The sequence below is a fragment of the Trinickia sp. Y13 genome (assembly GCF_029522115.1).
In the GTDB taxonomy this organism is placed as follows: Bacteria; Pseudomonadota; Gammaproteobacteria; order Burkholderiales; family Burkholderiaceae; genus Trinickia.
In genome coordinates, this window is sequence record NZ_JAKWFK010000027.1 from 1 (window position 1) to 15,331 (window position 15,331).

Sequence of the window (15,331 nt, forward strand, 5' to 3'; positions counted from 1 at the left end):
GATCTTGCGCAGCCATACGTCCAGCTCGTGGATGGCCGAATCGACATCCTCGCGATGCATCGCAGTCAGCGGCGCTACGTAGACGTCGGTCGGTTTGGGTTGCAAGACGGTCGCGTCGGCCATGGCGATTCTTTGCTTTGTTTTTAAGTGCGCAAGATTCTAATGAATGCCGACCGACAAATCTACCGATCAATCTATCGAATAGGAATAAACCTCAATTCGACGAGTAATTAGTCCCGCCATCAGCGCTGACGACGACGCAACCCGGCAATTAATGCCGACACCAATCGTATTTGCTTCATGCAAATGTCATTGGCGGAACACGGTTGGGCAAGCTGACGAAGCCGGGAATGCAAGGCACATTGAAGGAAAAGACGGATCCCCAGACCCGGCCACGGCCTGTAATCGTTATCAGACAGCCCCATCCCTCACTATGTGGGTTCGTTGCCATCCGACGCCCCATTAATCACTTATGGCACGTAAGCGCCCTTCGCATGCAGCGAGCGCTCGGCCAATTCCAGCTGTTCGACGGCCTCTCCTCCCTCGAGCGCCAGCAGCCGCGCGACCAGCGATTCGGCCAGCGCCGTGGCGGCAACGAGCGAAGGGAAGAACGACGGGCTTTCGTGAGAAAAAATCAATACGCTGTCGGCATTCAAAGCGATAGGCGACACGGCGCTATCGGTAATCGCGATCAAACGGCTCCCTTTTTCGATCGCGGCTTCGGCGACGCGCGCCGCCTCAACCGAATAAGGCGCAAAGCTGATCACGACCGTAGCGCTATCGCGCGTGATGCTACGCAATTGCATTTCCAGCGTTCCCGCTTCCCCCGTCAAAAGCGACACGGAAGGCCGGAACAACCCATAGCCGTACACCAAACCAAATGCCACCGCATAACACGAGCGAAATCCGGCGACATAAACGTGTCGCGCTTTGCGCAACACACGAGCCGCTTGCAAGACGTTGTTTTCGTTAAAGGCTGCCGTCGCTTCCAGATTGTGCTGTTGCGCCACCAGCAAATCATGCGCGAACGTATCCTTCTTGTTCCCGGCAACAAGAGATCGGGCGCGTGCGGTCAACGGCTCGGGGCGCGTGCGCACACGAGCGACGAACAAATCGCGCAACTCGTTCCACCCCGGGAAACCGAGCTGTTGCGACAAGCGCACCAACGATGCAGGCTGGACCTGCGCGCGCTCGGCAACCTTGCGCATCGACAGCACGGCAACTTCGTCGGGATGGTCGAGCAAGAATGCAGCGCCCGCTTGAAACTGCGGGCTCCATTCCGCGAAACGTGCGCGGATCAATGCGGCCAGTTGGTCGAACGTCTCGGGCATGAGATGAAGTAACGATGCGGCGGTTGCGATGGCAACAAATGTTATCACCCCGACAACAACGCTGAACGCGCCGCCCCTATTTACCCGAATCGCGGCCCACCGCCGTTTTCGCTAAACTGCGCGCTCCCGGCCGCACTCCTTTTCGCGTTTGTCCTAGTAGATGAGCCCATCCGAGCAGTCTGCCCCCGCGCCGCTGCTACGCTTACCCGCCCGCATCGCCGCCCGCTTGCCCAGCGCTTCGCAGACGGCGAAGGCGTTCGCATTCGCCGCACTGGTCGCCGCCGGGGCATGGATCGCCTACCGCTATGCGGAGCAAGCCGAAACGAGTGCGATGATCGAGCGCGCCACACACCGGCTCGACATCGACGAGCGCACGCTCAAGGGTGAGCTCACACGCTACGACTACTTGCCGGCGCTGCTGAGCCTGAACCCCGACATCGCCTTGTTGCTGCGGCATCCCCACGATGCCGCGCTCATTGCGCGCGTAAACCACTACTTGGCCGATGTGACGACCGATTCGCAAGCTGCCGCCATCTACGTGCTCGATCTGCAGGGTACGACGCTCGCGGCGAGTAATTGGAATCAGCCCATCACGTTCGTCGGACAGAACTTTTCCTACCGGCCCTACTTCATCGATGCGTTGAATAGCGGCACGGGGCGCTTTTATGGACTCGGGTCGACGAGCCGCCTTCCCGGCTATTTCTATGCCGCACGCATCGATGCCGATGGCAAGCGACTGGGCGTCGTCGCGACCAAGATCAGTCTCGATCCGATCGAAGCGCTTTGGACACGCGGGGACGAAACCGTGCTCGTGGCCGATGCGAGCGGCGTCGTGTTCCTCAGTTCGTTTGCACCGTGGAAATACCGCACGCTGCATCCTCTCTCGGCCGCGGCTCGCGCGCGCATCGACGCCAAGCGTCAATACGACGGCCCAGGCGCGCTCGCGGACATCGGGTTCGTGCGGCGCCGCCGTCTCTCGCCCGATGCCGAGATCGATGCGGTAGCGCCCGGCGACGCGCTCGCTGCGGGTGAAGCGGCAACGCATCGAAACGAATTCGTCGTCGTCAGCAGAACGGTGTCGGGCACCGACTGGCGCATCATGTCGCTCACCGACATCGCTCCCGCACGCAAGAGCGCGCGCTATGCGGCGCTCGTTGCAGCGCTTGGCTTGTCGCTCGCGACGATTCTTGCGCTCTATTTGCTGCAACGCCGGAAGGTGATCGCGCAACGCCTCGCCATGCGCGAAACGCTCGAGCGCATGAACGACGAACTCGAGCGGAAGGTCGCGCGGCGCACCGGAGCGCTTGCGCGTGCGAACAAAAGCCTGCGCAGTGAAATCGCGGAACACAAACGCACCGAGGCAACGTTGAAAGCCACACTCGAAGAGCTCGTGCAAGCGGGCAAAATGGCGCTCATCGGGCAAATGTCGGCGGGCATCACTCACGAGCTCAATCAACCGTTGGCCGCGCTGCGCACGTTGTCCGACAACGCCCTGCTGTTTCTGCAACGCGGACGCAGAAACGACGCAGAAAACAATCTGCGCATCATCGCGGGGCTCATCGAACGAATGGGCACGATTACCGCCCAATTGCGCCGCTTCTCGCGCAAGGCGCCCGCGGAGCTTGCGCCCGTCGACGTCGAGCGTGCGCTTGCCAATGCGCTGTTCCTCGTCGAGTTGAGGCTGCGCAAGGAGAACGTTGAAGTCGTGCGCAACGGATTGGATGCGTCCACTCCCGAACAGCGCTTGGTGCTGGGCGATGCAAACCGGCTCGAGCAGGTGCTCGTCAACTTGTTCGCGAACGCGCTCGATGCGATGGTCGACAGTGACGTGCGCCGTCTCACCATCAGCGTGCGCGCCGACGAAACGGACGACGCCTTCACTAAGATCACTGTCACCGACACCGGACCGGGCATACCCGAAGCAGCGCGCGCACGCCTGTTCGAACCGTTCTTTACGACGAAAGCGCCAGGGGCTGGGCTGGGTTTAGGCCTCGCCATTTCGGCGGGGATCGTTCGGGAATTGGGCGGCACGCTCAAGGCCGAGTCTGCCGCGGCACAGGGCGCGTCATTTGCGTTACGTCTGCGTCGAGCGAATGCTCAGACGCAAGATGAGCACGTGGACGGTTCCACCGCGCATACGTGGGTCGACGCCGAGCCGAAGGAGCCGACACCGTCGTCACCCATGCAAGAGACGCAGCCGAGCCAATCGAAGCAACCCACGCAACCGCTGCAACCGCCGCCAGCAAGGAAAGCATGATGTCAGTAGATCGCACGGAGTCCGATGGCCTGAAGGTATTGCTTGTAGAGGACGAACCCGCGGTGCGCCTTGGGGGTGTGCAAGCGTTGCAATTGCGCGGCATCGACGTGCAGCCATTCGAGCGCGCGGAGCAAGCGTTGCGGCATATTCGCCAGGGCTTTCCCGGCATCGTCGTCACCGACGTGCGTCTGCCCGGCATCGACGGCTTCGCGCTGCTCGAACAAGTCCGGTCGATCGATGCCGATCTGCCGGTCATCCTCGTGACCGGTCACGGCGATATCGCGATGGCGGTCGAAGCGATGAAGCGCGGCGCTTATGATTTCATCGAGAAACCGTTCTCGTCGGAGCATATCGCCGACGTCGCGCAACGCGCGCTCGAGAAGCGCCACCTTACGCTCGAACTCGACGCCCTGCGGCGGCAGGCGAGCAGCCGCAATCGCATCGAGACGAAGCTACTCGGGCAATCGCCAGCGATCGAACGGCTGCGGCGGGTGATTGTCGATCTTGCCGATACCGACACGAACGTGTTGATCCTTGGCGAAACAGGCGCGGGCAAAGAAGTCGTGGCACAGTGCCTGCACGATGCGGGCCGCCGGGGCGATGCGAACTTCGCGGCGATCAACTGCGCGGGCATCCCGGAGATGCTGTTCGAAAGTGAAGTGTTCGGTCATGAGGCGGGCTCGTTTACGGGTGCCGTGAAGCGACGAATCGGCAAGCTGGAATACGCCGACGGCGGCACGCTGTTTCTCGACGAGATCGAAACGATGCAGATGTCGCTGCAAGCGAAGTTTTTGCGCGTGTTGCAAGAGCGCGCATTCGAGCGCGTGGGGTCGAACGAGTTGCTGCCGATGAACTGCCGCATCGTCGCGGGCACGAAGGCCGACCTGCTGGCGCTCTCGCGCGAGCAACGCTTTCGCGATGACCTTTATTACCGACTCGGCGTCGTGGTGCTCGAGGTCCCGCCGCTGCGCGAGCGGCGCGAGGACATTCCGCTGTTGTTCGATCATTTCGTCTTGCAAGCGTCGGCGCGCTATGAACGTGCGGCGCCGGATGCATTGAGCCCGCAGCAAATGCAAGCGCTGATGTCGCGCAGTTGGCCTGGGAACGTGCGCGAGCTGCGCAACGTGGCCGAACGTTTCACGCTTGGGCTGCTGGCCGATGTCGGCGATGCGGATGCTTCTATCGGCGCGGCGCCGCGCACGCTCGAAGAACAAGTCAATCGCTTCGAGCGGCATCTAATCGAAGAAGCGCTGCGCGCATGTCAGGGGCGAGCCGCACTCGCCTGCGAGCGCTTAGGCCTGCCGAAAAAGACGCTTTACGACAAGATGCGCCGGCTCGGGGTTACATCCGAGGACTTTCGTTGATCTTTCGCTGCTCCTTCGCGGAGTCTTCGCCAAAGCTTCGTTGAACGATGAGCGCGCGCGGCTCCGATGCATCGCAGTCACACCACTCTGGGCGCATCGGCGTGCTACTGGTCGGCCTCGGGCCATTGAGAACGTGCGGCGAACGACCTGCTTCTCGAACGAGTCGAAGCTGAGCGACTTGCCTGCCGCAGGAACTTTGCCGGTGGATATGTCGCATCGCCAGTTATGCGAAGCTCACGTGATAGATCGGCGGAAGATGCGCTGAAATTTCGCCCCAGCTTTCACCGGCATCGTCGGACGTCCACAGGCCGCCCGTCGTCGAACCCATGGCTAAGCCGGTGCCCGTCGAGTCCACGGCCAAACCGTGCCGATAGACGAGATCGTAAGCGGGTGCAGGCGGCAAGCCTTCGGAGAACTGCTCGAAGGTGCGGCCGCCATCGCGCGTGCGCGTGACGACGAAGCGCCCATCGACGGGAATGCGAAACGCGTCCTTGATCGCGGGCACGAACCACGCCGTATCGGCGTCATGCGGATGGACGGCGACAGCAAAGCCGAAGCTCGACGGCTGCGCTTCGACGCGCGACCAATGATTGCCGCCATCTGTCGAGCGAAAGATGCCGCAGTGATGTTGCGTCCATAACGTGTCCGGCGCGGCCGCGCATTGCACGACCCGATGCGGGTCCTGCGCGTTCGGCTCCTCTCGCCGCTCCGGTGGCATGTAATCGGCTTGCATGCCATGGGCCGTTTGACGCCACGTTTCGCCCCCGTCGTGCGTTTGCCAGAGCCCGCCCGTCGAAACTGCTGCCGTTACGTGGCGGCTATCGCGCGGGTCGACCAATACCGAATGGATACCGGGGTGATCGTAGCCGCCGCCGCCCCAGTCATGGCGCTCGGGACGGTCCCACAGTGAACGCATCAGCGTCCAGCTTTCGCCGCTGTCATCGGAACGAAACAAGCCGCCGGGGATGGTGCCTGCCCAGAGCGTGCCAGGCTGGTCGTTGCCGCCTGGCTCCAGCGTCCAGATTTGTTCCAGCGACCATAGGGGCTCGGTGGGCTGCTCGGCGTTTTCGTGGTTCGGTGTGGACGTGGGGGCGATTGAGTTTTCAGGCTGCGGCTGCGGGGGATACATCGGCGCCGCACATGGCTCCCATTCTTGCGCGCCGGCGCGCCGGCGATGCAATTTCACGCCGAAATGACCAAGGTTCAGCGCGGCGTATAGCGTGCCGTCGCGCGGATCGGCCAGCGCGGAGCTGACGGGTTCGCCAATGAAATGATGGGCGATTTGCTTCCAGCTACGCGTGTTCGTAGCATCTTTTTCAAATATGAAGAGTCCTTTACGGGTGCCTATGAGCAAGCGGTCATCGTTCACGGTTGTCTCCGAGTTGTCTCCGATTTTGCTTTAGTGCGCCGGTCGTGTCGCTGGATTAGCCGCCCGATAGCGCTTGCACTACGTAGATGCGACTATCCGCTTCGACTGCGTCGGAAAGGCGGCGACGATCGCGCAAAGGCCTGCCGTCTACGAAGATGGCTAAATGACGGCGCAAACCGCCCTGGTCGTCGAGGATGTAGCCGCGCAAGCGCGGCTCTTCGGCGAAGACGACGGACAACGCCTCGTCGACCGAGCGCGCCGCGACGTCGCGTTCGGGTAGCGGGAGGTGGCGTTGGATCGATGGGGCGAAGAAAAGGTGCGGCATGGCGGAGCGGGCTTTTCTGCCGGGGGGTTTAAGTTTAGTTCATGCGGAGGGGGTGTGGAGGGACCATTCTGCTGCTGACGCGCGGGCACAATTTGGCTTTGAGAAACGCGTCGCGCGGACGAATAGGGTGCCCCGTGAGCCTATTCGCGCGGCGGGTGCGTAGCTGCAGCGCGCTTGCAGCCAAGAAAGCGAAAGTTCTGCGGCCTGCGGCCCCCCACTGGGAAATGCTCGCCCACGGATGAGTTCGCTACCGTCCTGCTCGAGAGCAGGCCAGGTTTAAAATTCTGTTAGAATACGGTTCGTTTTAAACCAACGCCCGGGGAGGCGTCATGATTGCAGATCGCATTCGTCAAGCACGATTGGCTGCAGGTCTGACCCTGGGCGCCTTGGGCGAAAAGGTGGGCGTCTCTCACACCGCCATTCAGAAATACGAGAAGGGTCTTTTAACGCCATCGTCGGCGCAGTTGCTCAAGCTTGCCCGTGCGTGCGGCATTCGGACGGAGTACTTCTTCCGTGCGCATACGGTGGAACTGCTGCAGCCGGAGTTCCGCAAGCTCTCGACTTTTGGCAAGACGGCGCAAGATGCGTTGAAGATCAAGGTCACCGAGTTGGTGGAAAAACGCGTGGAGTTGCTCGGGGCTTTTCCCGAGCTCCCGGTCCCGGTGTTCTCACCTCCCGCAGATCTGCCTGAGCGCGTCGCTTCTTTGGATGAGATCGACAGGCTCGCCGATACGGTCCGCAACGCTTGGCAGCTGGGTATGAACCCAATAGCCGACCTCACCGATACCCTCGAGGGGCTCGGTTTGCTGGTCATCGTGGTCGATGAAGAGAACGCTGGGTTCTCTGGCTTGACTGCGAGGGCACGAACCGAAGATGGCAGGCAATATCCTGTCGTGGCTGTTTCCAAACGGTGGCCCGGTGATCGGCAGCGGTTCACCCTCGCGCATGAACTGGGGCATCTGCTGCTCGAAGGTCGACTAGTGGGCGGCGTCGACGAAGAAAAGGCCTGCGACCGTTTCGCCGGCGCATTCTTGGCTCCGCGTGTCGCGGTGCTTCAGCTGCTCGGGGCTCAGCGCCATGCGCTGGAATGGCAAGAACTCTATGTGCTCAAACACGAGTTCGGCCTATCGATGTCGGGATGGCTGCAACGTGCCAAGCAGTGTGGCGTGATCACGGACGCCGCGCATCTTTCGATGGTTAAGCGTTTTTCAGCAAAGGGCTGGCGGAGGATCGAGCCGGGCGAGCCGCTGCCGCAAGAGCATCCACGGCTGTTTGATCAGTTGGTGTACCGGGCGTTGGCCGAGCAATACATTTCCGAAGGCAAGGCGGCGGAATTGCTGGGCATCCCGATGATGCGCTTTCATAAAGAACGCCAGTTGGAATCGTCGGATGCGATTGCTCATCAGTGATGCCAACATCTTGATCGATATGGAAGCGGGAGGGTTGATGGATGTGCTCTTTCGGCTTCCGATGCAGTTCGGCATCCCTGATCTGCTGTACTACGAAGAAATCGAGCCAGGCAGTTCGGGGCTTGAAGATCTGGGCTTGCAGATCATGGAGGTCAACGGCGACTTCGTGGCGTATGCCGGGCAGTTGCCGGGCCAGCACAATCACCTGCTTCCCGCAAAAAGCGGCCCCAAGCCCAGTCACAACGATTACCTTGCACTGGCACTTGCGAAGCAGGAAGCCTGCACCTTACTCACGGGCGACGCCAATTTGCGAATTGTTGCGAACAAGGAACAGGTCGAGGTCATGGGCACCATCGGGCTGTTGTGCGCCATGGTCGAGAACCAACTGCTAACGGTCGACGATGCTATCAGAGCGCTAGACAGAATGAAGTCGGGGAAGCGACGGCTGCCCTGGCCAGAAGCGGAAAAAATACTCAACGCGTTGCGCTGATCGAGTGGCTACTATCAGCAGTCGATTGCCGCAGGGCACGCGGCTTTAAAAAATCGCGCGCTGCAACGCACGCCAGGCAGTATCCCAATCGATGCGCTCCTGTTCCAAGCGCACATTCTGCCCCCATCGCTGCTGCTTGAGATTCCGATAGAGCCGTTGCTCGGCCTCGGTCAGAAGGGCGAGTTCCGCCGCCGGATGTTGCTCATTCTCATCCACCCAGAGCGCCATGTGTCGAAGCAAGGTGTCTTCGTCCATTAGCACGGATCGCAACTCTGGAAGATACGAACGGGCTCGATGCAGGATCGCAAATCCATGGGTATCCAAATCGCCCCAGTACACGCACTTCGCACGGGAAAGCCAAGGCAGACGGGCAAGCACGTCGACGTTGTAGCCAAGACGCATGAACACGACAGCACCCGGTATGTCGGCGATCGCCAAGCCGGTTTGAAGGTTCTCGACAATGAACACGTGCGAGGCCGGCAAATCGATAATCGCCAGATCCTCAACCGGCGCAGTGATGTCTCCCACGCCACCAATCCTGGCGCGCAACGACTGATCAAGGACCCTCATTCGCACGAGCAGCGGAGGCGCCTTTAGGCCGCATCGCCGGTAAAAGTCCAAATCACTGGATGTGTCTTCTTGTATCGCGGCGACCATATCCGTCAGCAGCCCTTTGCGCCCGTCAAGCCACTTGCTGTCCAGTCCGGATACGGGCAACTGGCGAGGATAGAGGTCGGAGTTCGGATTGTTCGCGATCCAATCGAGCATCTCTGCCAGCCGACGAAAATCATCCTCGCCGTAGTCAGCGAGGACATCGAAATATCTCGGCAATTGCCGAGCAAGTAACGGCCAGCGAGCGATGAGCGTCTGGTAACGTGACTGGGCCCGCTCCCACCGTGCAGACTCACCGATCCACATGGCAACATCTTCAGCGCCATGTAACGCCAGCTTCTCTGGCAGGCGCTGAACGCCAAGCGCTTTCCAACGGCGCTCGCACCAGGACAGGGTGCCGATTCCTTGCCAGTTCTGCCATGCGTTCACCCACGCGCGAACGCCGTCGACTTGCCGCAAAGCAGCTTGCTCCGTCGGAAGGCCGAGCGCAATTTCCAGCGGCCATTGATTTTCGCCTGCATCGCCAACCAACCACTCGCGGTGTTTGTTCTGAAACCGGCGCGCGAGCACCTGACGGACTTCCTCAGGAAGCTTCAATAGTTGCCTCCTCTCGCGCATGTTCCGGCAGCTTCAATCGCTGACGATCACCGTCGTACTCGATCAGCAGGACGCCCGACACGCGCCGGTCGCTAATATCGACAAAGCAGGCACCACCGATGAACGGTTCGAGGGTCATGACGGACTTCAGCGGCGTAGCGACGACCATTTGAAATCCGAAATTGGTGAAGATGTTCATCGCCAAGGCAGTGAATTCGTTGTCGGCCTTGTCGAATGCTTCATCGAGCACGACCGGCGCGTACATCGGCACGCCGTGGTCGTTCCCTCCCAACTGGTAGCGTAGGGCTGCAGCTAAGCATGTGGTGGCCAGTTTCTGCCGCTGGCCTCCCGACTTGCCGGCACCGCTGCGGTAGACCTCGACCTCGACGCCGCTTTCATCGATCTCCCGCCCAATGAACTCGACATGTTGTCGAACGTCCAGCACGGTCTCGCGCCAGCGCTTTTGCTCGGGGTCCTGGCTGGCGAGCCGATCGACAAGCCGACGTAGGGCCAGAAACCGCGCCTCTGCAAACTCGCGGTCGTCGGACCATGCATGGCTAAGCGCCTGTTGAATCTCCTGCTTGAACTCCTTGACGTCGGCGAGTTGCCGATCACTGGCGTCAATATGAAGATAGGTGCGTTGATTGGTGCTTTGATTGAACGGCACCTGGCCAAGACTATCGTTCACCAGATCCATGCGTTCTAGGATGGCCTTACGGGCGTCATTCAGGTAAGTGGAGAGTGCGGCCAGATTTTGATGGCTTTGGTTCTGCAACAGTTCGAAGAATCGTTGCTCGTAGGCCGGCAGGCCATCCGTCTCAAGTCGAACCAACTTGGCGAAAAAATCTGGCGCGCTGGCCAAGCTCGTGTCCATGTCGCCAGCATCCATGGGCCATTGCCGTTTGAAATCGGTGAAGCGCGCTTCTATTTCCTTCTCGCAATCGCTAATCCCACGATTGATCTCCTCGATTTCCGCGTTGAGTGCGCGCTCAACCGAAGTCGAAACCTTATCGAGGGTGTCTAGCCGGACTGCCTCTGACTGCTTGGCGAAGCGTTCATCGAGCCCCGTGACCTGATGAGGGGTCAATGGCACGATGGACGCATCCTGCCGGATGGACGCCAATTTTTGCGCACTGCTTTTGATCTGTTCGAGAAGCAAGTCGTGCGCGCGCGTTGCCTGCCGAAGCGCCTTCTCAGCATCTTCAACGAGCTTTCTTTGCTTATCGATCCGATCACTGATTTGCTGCAGGGTCGTATTGCCCTTCCGTGCTTCGCGAAGCTGCCGTTCAATGGTGGAAATGCGATCCAGCAACGGAATCACGTCGATTTCCTGCCACTGGAGATTCACCAAGGTCTGGCACTGCATCGCTCGGGTCGCACGATCCTTGTCCTGGTCGGCAAGGGCATCGATCTCGCCTTGGAGGCGGGCAATAGTGGCGCCCAGCTCCTGGGCTTGCGCTTGAAAGAGCGCGAGCTTCTCGCGGTTATCGAACCCGAGCACCCAGTTTCGTCGGTCGCCGACACTTCTGCGGTCGTCTTTCTCATGCCTGGTTTTGCTGTGCTTGACCTGGCCCTCTCGGGTGATGGCCCGATCAGCACTCCGGAATGACTGAATGGAATCGACGCACGCATAATCGAAACGATGCCGTAGCTCAACCTGCAGCCAATCGGAATACGGACCTTCCTTGACGTTCAGTTTGAGGACGAGCGAGTTGGTCCCGATGGGCTTTGCCTGCCAGGTTTCCGGGCGGCCAGTTCGGTAATAGACCAGACGCTGCCCAAGGTGGGTGCTGTTGATGTGATTGGCCAGCGCCGAATACTGACGTTCATCCACCAGAAGAGAGAGCGCAAATCCGTGCAATACGCGCTCGATGGCGCCTTGCCACTCTGCCTCATCGGGCTTCACCTCGATGAGTTCGCCAACGAAGGGAAGCGCCGATTCTGAAATCCCAATAGCCGCGGCAATATTGCGGCGCATTTCGAGCACATCGGCAGGCACATTCGATGGCTGGCGCTGGAGTGCCTGCACCTCCCTCACCGCTTGCGAAAAAGCTGTTTCGGCGTCCTTCTTTTGACCTGCCAAGCGGAACTGCTCTTCGCGGCTTTCGTTGCCGCGTCGTTGCCAGATTTCGACCTCCTGCCGCGCGTTACCCAACAGTTCAGCAAAGGCTTGCGGCGAATCGGGGAGGCGCCAGCCAAGCTTCTTGCAAGCCTCTTCGGTCTGCCCGAGTTTGCGCACGCGATCCGCGCGCTGGCCTTCCAACCCGGATTTCTCCGCCTCCCATTGCTCGATCTGATCGCCACCGGCTTCGCGGTGCTGTCGCTCCAGATCGCGTAGGTTTGTGGCATGGTTATCCAAGATGCTCTGGCGTCGCCTCGCCTCACCTTCCGAGCCGCTGGCTTGGACCTCCAGCGATGCCACGTGCTGCTCGAGCAGGTCAGCCCGGCGAGTTTCCCGGTAGCCATCGACGCCTAGGCGAAGCTCAGCCAGCCCATTGCGCAGCAGCGTCAACGAATCCCTGCGCTGATGCTGCTCCCGCGCTGGCGCCAGCGTTTGAACCTGGTCACGGGCCGTGACTACCGCCTGATGCGCAGCGTTGAGTTCGCCAAATTCGCTGACCAAACGATCCGCCACCTCGAAGGTCTCGGGCTTGTCGAGCATGAAGTCGCGCAGGAACGTGTTGAGGTCGCCGAGGTTTTTGGCCGACTGTGTTTTGTGTAGCAAACGCAGCGCCATTTCGCTCTCGATGCCAAGCAGGCGACAGAACCGCTCGCAATACGGACGGAACTCGTCTCGGGCGAAGGCCTCGGGGAAAGTCTGCTTGAGCTTTCTGATGTCGAAGTTGGACTGACCGAAATCCTCCAGCTCGCGCAGATCAAAGGCCCGCTCCATGACAAGGTAGTGTCGTTTGACGTCGGTGCTGCCATTCGCATTGCCGCGCAACCAGAACACCTGAACGAGCACGACGGCATGGCCCAATGGGTTTTGATAGGTCAGTGCCAAGGCCGACCACGTCGTTCCCGAGCGCAAGTAGCGGGTGGCGATCTCACCCGACTCCCCATCCTTCTGCTCAGCCCATGCGCCGCGGATGTAAGTGACGAGACTGCGGTCGCGGCCGCTGCGATCGGCCTCGCGTGCGGCAGCATTGAAATCGATCCAGCGAGGGGGCACCAGCAATGCAGAGAATGCGTCGAGAAGCGTTGATTTCCCAGCCCCCGATCGACCGACGAACAAAAAGCCCCGTTCGCTGATCGGTACGTCGTGCAGGCCGGAAAATGTGCCCCAGTTGAAAACCTGCAGCCGGGTCATTCGGAATTGCTCTCGGGCGAACAAGGACGCGGATTGGGGTTCCGAGTTCATTGGTCGGCCTCCTCGTCGGACTCGATCTGAGCCAGCTGCGCTGGCGCTTCGCCCGCAGCCATGCGTTGATACAAGTGGGTTAGGGCTTGAATCTCCTCCGCCGAGAAGAGGAGCTTGAGCGTCGGTGAAATCTCGAATCGATCGTCGCTGGAACGAATCTTTTGGAGGATGCTGTGCTTCTTGATCTTCTCGATGGATGCATGAACCCGTTTCATGAATCCTGCTCGGTCGGTGTTGGCGGCTCGCTCATATAGCGTGAGGAACTCCATGATCTCGTCCGTCGACACCACGGCGCGGTCGCCGTGGGAGTCCGCCTGGGTCAAGCGCTGGCGAAGGTGCAGCAACAGAATCGAATCGATGAAGGTCAACTGGGCGCGACGCAGTAGGACCGGCACTTCAAGGTCGCCGGTATCCGCCTGACGGGTGAAGGCAACTTGTAGGTCCCGATCGATCACTAGTTCGAGAAACAGATCGGCAAGGCGCCGACGGATCACCGCTTCGTCTCGCACCAAGATCGGCCAGAGCTTTTGATGTCGACGTCCGTCGAGCGATGGCCCTGCTAGCAGTTGCACAAGGGCACGCCGGGTATCCATGGCCAACTCGCCGCTGTCGCCCATGAAAAGGGAGTTCGCAGGCGCCTGTGCTGCGTCTGGATCGTGTTCTTCGACAGACGCAGCCGCTGCATTGTTCTCAGACCAGTTCATTGGCCCGCTCCCTCAAAAAAAAGATCTTTGGAATTCGGGCGCTGCGCAGTTCGTCGTCGCCTCCAATCCAGCCCACGGTTTCGCTATGGTCGGCCCTTAAACCATGTCGACTGCCCAAGGCAAGCAGGCCGACGACGCTGCCCAAACCCTGCGCTGCCGGGAATTGCTCGAGCACCTCGGCAATGGATGCCTGCGATCGTCGCTCCAGGACTGCCAGCACATTGGCCCTCAGTGTGCGGAAGTCGATCTCCGATTGGGCGACCAGCTCGCTTACGGATTCCAGGTCGATGGGCGGGGCGTCCCCTTCCGCCATTTGCCCAGGCAATGCCTGCAGGGAGGGGTCGTGCAGTACCCATTGAGACAACGAGCGCAAACGGCTGCTCGTGAGCTCGAGTGTGTACTGGATCGCTTCAGTGGCCTTAACCTCGTCCTTCAGAGCGAGCGCCGCACGCTGCGCGTCTTTCAGAAGTTGATTGAGCCGGCGCTGCTCAAGGTATTCGCGACTCTGAACGAAGTGCTTCAGGCTTCGCGCGAAAGTCTGGAGCACCTCGTGAACCATGCCGCCCTGCTCGAGAAGGGTACGCGTGAGCCGAAGAAGGAACCGCCGGTCCTTGACGTCGAGCTGCCCCACGAACTCACGCGACATGACGCTATCAAGCGCTTGATCAAGCGTGGCGGCCTGCTCTGGGTCCGTAAGCAATCGCCAAAAGGCGGAGAAAGTGCGCCCTGCGTCACTTTCCGAAATCAGGTCGATCCCGGCGAACAGCGAGTCGAGCACATCACCTCGATTGCCATCGTTGTCCATGATGCGTTCGCGGAGATCTCGATTGAGCTGCTCGAACTGATCGCGGACACGACGGAAGTCGCCTGCAAGATCATCGGCCAGCGTGATGATCTCCCGCGTGCGCTCCAACGCCGTCGCATGAGGTAGCACGCGCATCTGCCCCTTCTGGATGGCATCGATCTCCTTGTCGATGCGCGCCTGCTCGGCCATGAGCCGGTCGATGCGGCGGAATTTGTCGGTGTCGGTGTCGTCTGCGAGTCGAGCGAGTGCCTCGATAACGAGCGCCAGCCGGCTTTCGGTTGCGGCCGAGTGCGGCTGCGCCAAGCCAGAGACAAATCGTATGGCTTCGACGGCAGGCGTGGAGAGTTCATACTCCTCCTCCGAAGCGCCAACCGGAAAGCGTCGCTCCAAGTAACCGTCCGCGAGCCAACTGGCGACATACGCCTGCGCCGTTTGGGGGAAGTCCTCACCTCGCGCGCGCAACTCTTCGAGATCTCTTCCGATTCGTTCGTGAAAGATGGAGGCGGGAAGGCTTCGCTCGCTCTCATAGAGATGAGCTTGAAGCAGACCAATGACGGTAGGACCATTGTTCGAGGCAAGCAGGCGCCAGAGCGGCTGGGCACGCATGCGCCGGTAGGTGGCGATGGCTTTGTCTGCTTTCATTCCGGGCTCCAAAGTGCGGGTCCCGACTGCTTTGCGGTCTTCATAGAGCGACGTGCACGAGCGTC

General features: G+C 60.5%; 11 protein-coding genes. 4 read left to right on the forward strand and 7 right to left on the reverse strand.

Annotated features, from left to right (window positions below; genetic code table 11):
* Positions 1-470: 470 nt before the first annotated feature.
* Complete coding sequence (locus MMB74_RS26455) at positions 471-1,331, reverse strand: MurR/RpiR family transcriptional regulator (RefSeq protein WP_277431573.1); 861 nt, start codon at positions 1,329-1,331, stop codon at positions 471-473.
* Between the two features lie 160 nt (positions 1,332-1,491).
* Here MMB74_RS26455 and MMB74_RS26460 point away from each other — a divergent pair, with 160 nt between their 5' ends.
* Together MMB74_RS26460 and MMB74_RS26465 are read left to right on the forward strand one after the other, a co-directional pair.
* Entirely contained in the window at positions 1,492-3,588 is a 2,097-nt protein-coding gene (locus MMB74_RS26460; protein ID WP_277431574.1) for an ATP-binding protein, read from the forward strand.
* Entirely contained in the window at positions 3,588-4,952 is a 1,365-nt protein-coding gene (locus tag MMB74_RS26465; protein ID WP_277431575.1) for a sigma-54 dependent transcriptional regulator, read from the forward strand. The genes MMB74_RS26460 and MMB74_RS26465 overlap by 1 nt, the downstream gene beginning before the upstream one ends.
* A 223-nt stretch (positions 4,953-5,175) precedes the next feature.
* Here MMB74_RS26465 and MMB74_RS26470 read toward each other — a convergent pair whose 3' ends face one another.
* Together MMB74_RS26470 and MMB74_RS26475 are read right to left on the reverse strand one after the other, a co-directional pair.
* Entirely contained in the window at positions 5,176-6,321 is a 1,146-nt protein-coding gene (locus MMB74_RS26470; protein ID WP_277431576.1) for an exo-alpha-sialidase, read from the reverse strand.
* 55 nt (positions 6,322-6,376) lie between these two features.
* Positions 6,377-6,646, reverse strand: coding sequence for a MoaD/ThiS family protein (locus MMB74_RS26475; RefSeq protein WP_277431577.1), 270 nt, complete (start codon positions 6,644-6,646; stop codon positions 6,377-6,379).
* A gap of 329 nt (positions 6,647-6,975) precedes the next feature.
* On the opposite strand from MMB74_RS26475, the gene MMB74_RS26480 reads away from it, so the two are divergent.
* On the forward strand, positions 6,976-8,055 hold the full coding sequence (locus MMB74_RS26480) for an XRE family transcriptional regulator (protein ID WP_277431578.1): 1,080 nt from the start codon (positions 6,976-6,978) through the stop codon (positions 8,053-8,055).
* Positions 8,036-8,545 carry a PIN domain-containing protein gene (locus MMB74_RS26485; RefSeq protein ID WP_277431579.1) on the forward strand — a complete coding sequence of 170 codons (510 nt, stop codon included), beginning with the start codon at positions 8,036-8,038 and terminating at the stop codon, positions 8,543-8,545. The genes MMB74_RS26480 and MMB74_RS26485 overlap by 20 nt, the downstream gene beginning before the upstream one ends.
* A gap of 45 nt (positions 8,546-8,590) precedes the next feature.
* Here MMB74_RS26485 and MMB74_RS26490 read toward each other — a convergent pair whose 3' ends face one another.
* From MMB74_RS26490 to MMB74_RS26505, 4 genes are read right to left on the reverse strand one after another with little or no spacing between them, the layout of a single operon-like run.
* Complete coding sequence (locus MMB74_RS26490; RefSeq protein WP_277431580.1) at positions 8,591-9,754, reverse strand: DUF3322 and DUF2220 domain-containing protein; 1,164 nt, start codon at positions 9,752-9,754, stop codon at positions 8,591-8,593.
* Entirely contained in the window at positions 9,741-13,115 is a 3,375-nt protein-coding gene (locus tag MMB74_RS26495; RefSeq protein ID WP_277431581.1) for an SbcC/MukB-like Walker B domain-containing protein, read from the reverse strand. Before MMB74_RS26495 ends, MMB74_RS26490 begins: the two co-directional genes overlap by 14 nt.
* Positions 13,112-13,819 (reverse strand): DUF4194 domain-containing protein, encoded by a 708-nt coding sequence (locus MMB74_RS26500; RefSeq protein ID WP_277431582.1) that lies wholly within the window; start codon positions 13,817-13,819, stop codon positions 13,112-13,114. Before MMB74_RS26500 ends, MMB74_RS26495 begins: the two co-directional genes overlap by 4 nt.
* Positions 13,806-15,266, reverse strand: a complete 1,461-nt coding sequence (locus MMB74_RS26505) for a DUF3375 domain-containing protein (RefSeq protein WP_277431583.1) — start codon at positions 15,264-15,266, stop codon at positions 13,806-13,808. The genes MMB74_RS26500 and MMB74_RS26505 overlap by 14 nt, the downstream gene beginning before the upstream one ends.
* Positions 15,267-15,331 lie beyond the last annotated feature (65 nt).

Coding starts and splice junctions, on each gene's coding strand:
- MMB74_RS26485 (WP_277431579.1), top strand. CDS start 8,036: ATGCGATTGCTCATCAGTGATGCCAACATCTTGATCGATATGGAAGCG.
- MMB74_RS26480 (WP_277431578.1), top strand. CDS start 6,976: ATGATTGCAGATCGCATTCGTCAAGCACGATTGGCTGCAGGTCTGACC.
- MMB74_RS26495 (WP_277431581.1), bottom strand. CDS start 13,115: ATGAACTCGGAACCCCAATCCGCGTCCTTGTTCGCCCGAGAGCAATTC.
- MMB74_RS26465 (WP_277431575.1), top strand. CDS start 3,588: ATGTCAGTAGATCGCACGGAGTCCGATGGCCTGAAGGTATTGCTTGTA.
- MMB74_RS26460 (WP_277431574.1), top strand. CDS start 1,492: ATGAGCCCATCCGAGCAGTCTGCCCCCGCGCCGCTGCTACGCTTACCC.
- MMB74_RS26500 (WP_277431582.1), bottom strand. CDS start 13,819: ATGAACTGGTCTGAGAACAATGCAGCGGCTGCGTCTGTCGAAGAACAC.
- MMB74_RS26505 (WP_277431583.1), bottom strand. CDS start 15,266: ATGAAAGCAGACAAAGCCATCGCCACCTACCGGCGCATGCGTGCCCAG.
- MMB74_RS26475 (WP_277431577.1), bottom strand. CDS start 6,646: ATGCCGCACCTTTTCTTCGCCCCATCGATCCAACGCCACCTCCCGCTA.
- MMB74_RS26455 (WP_277431573.1), bottom strand. CDS start 1,331: ATGCCCGAGACGTTCGACCAACTGGCCGCATTGATCCGCGCACGTTTC.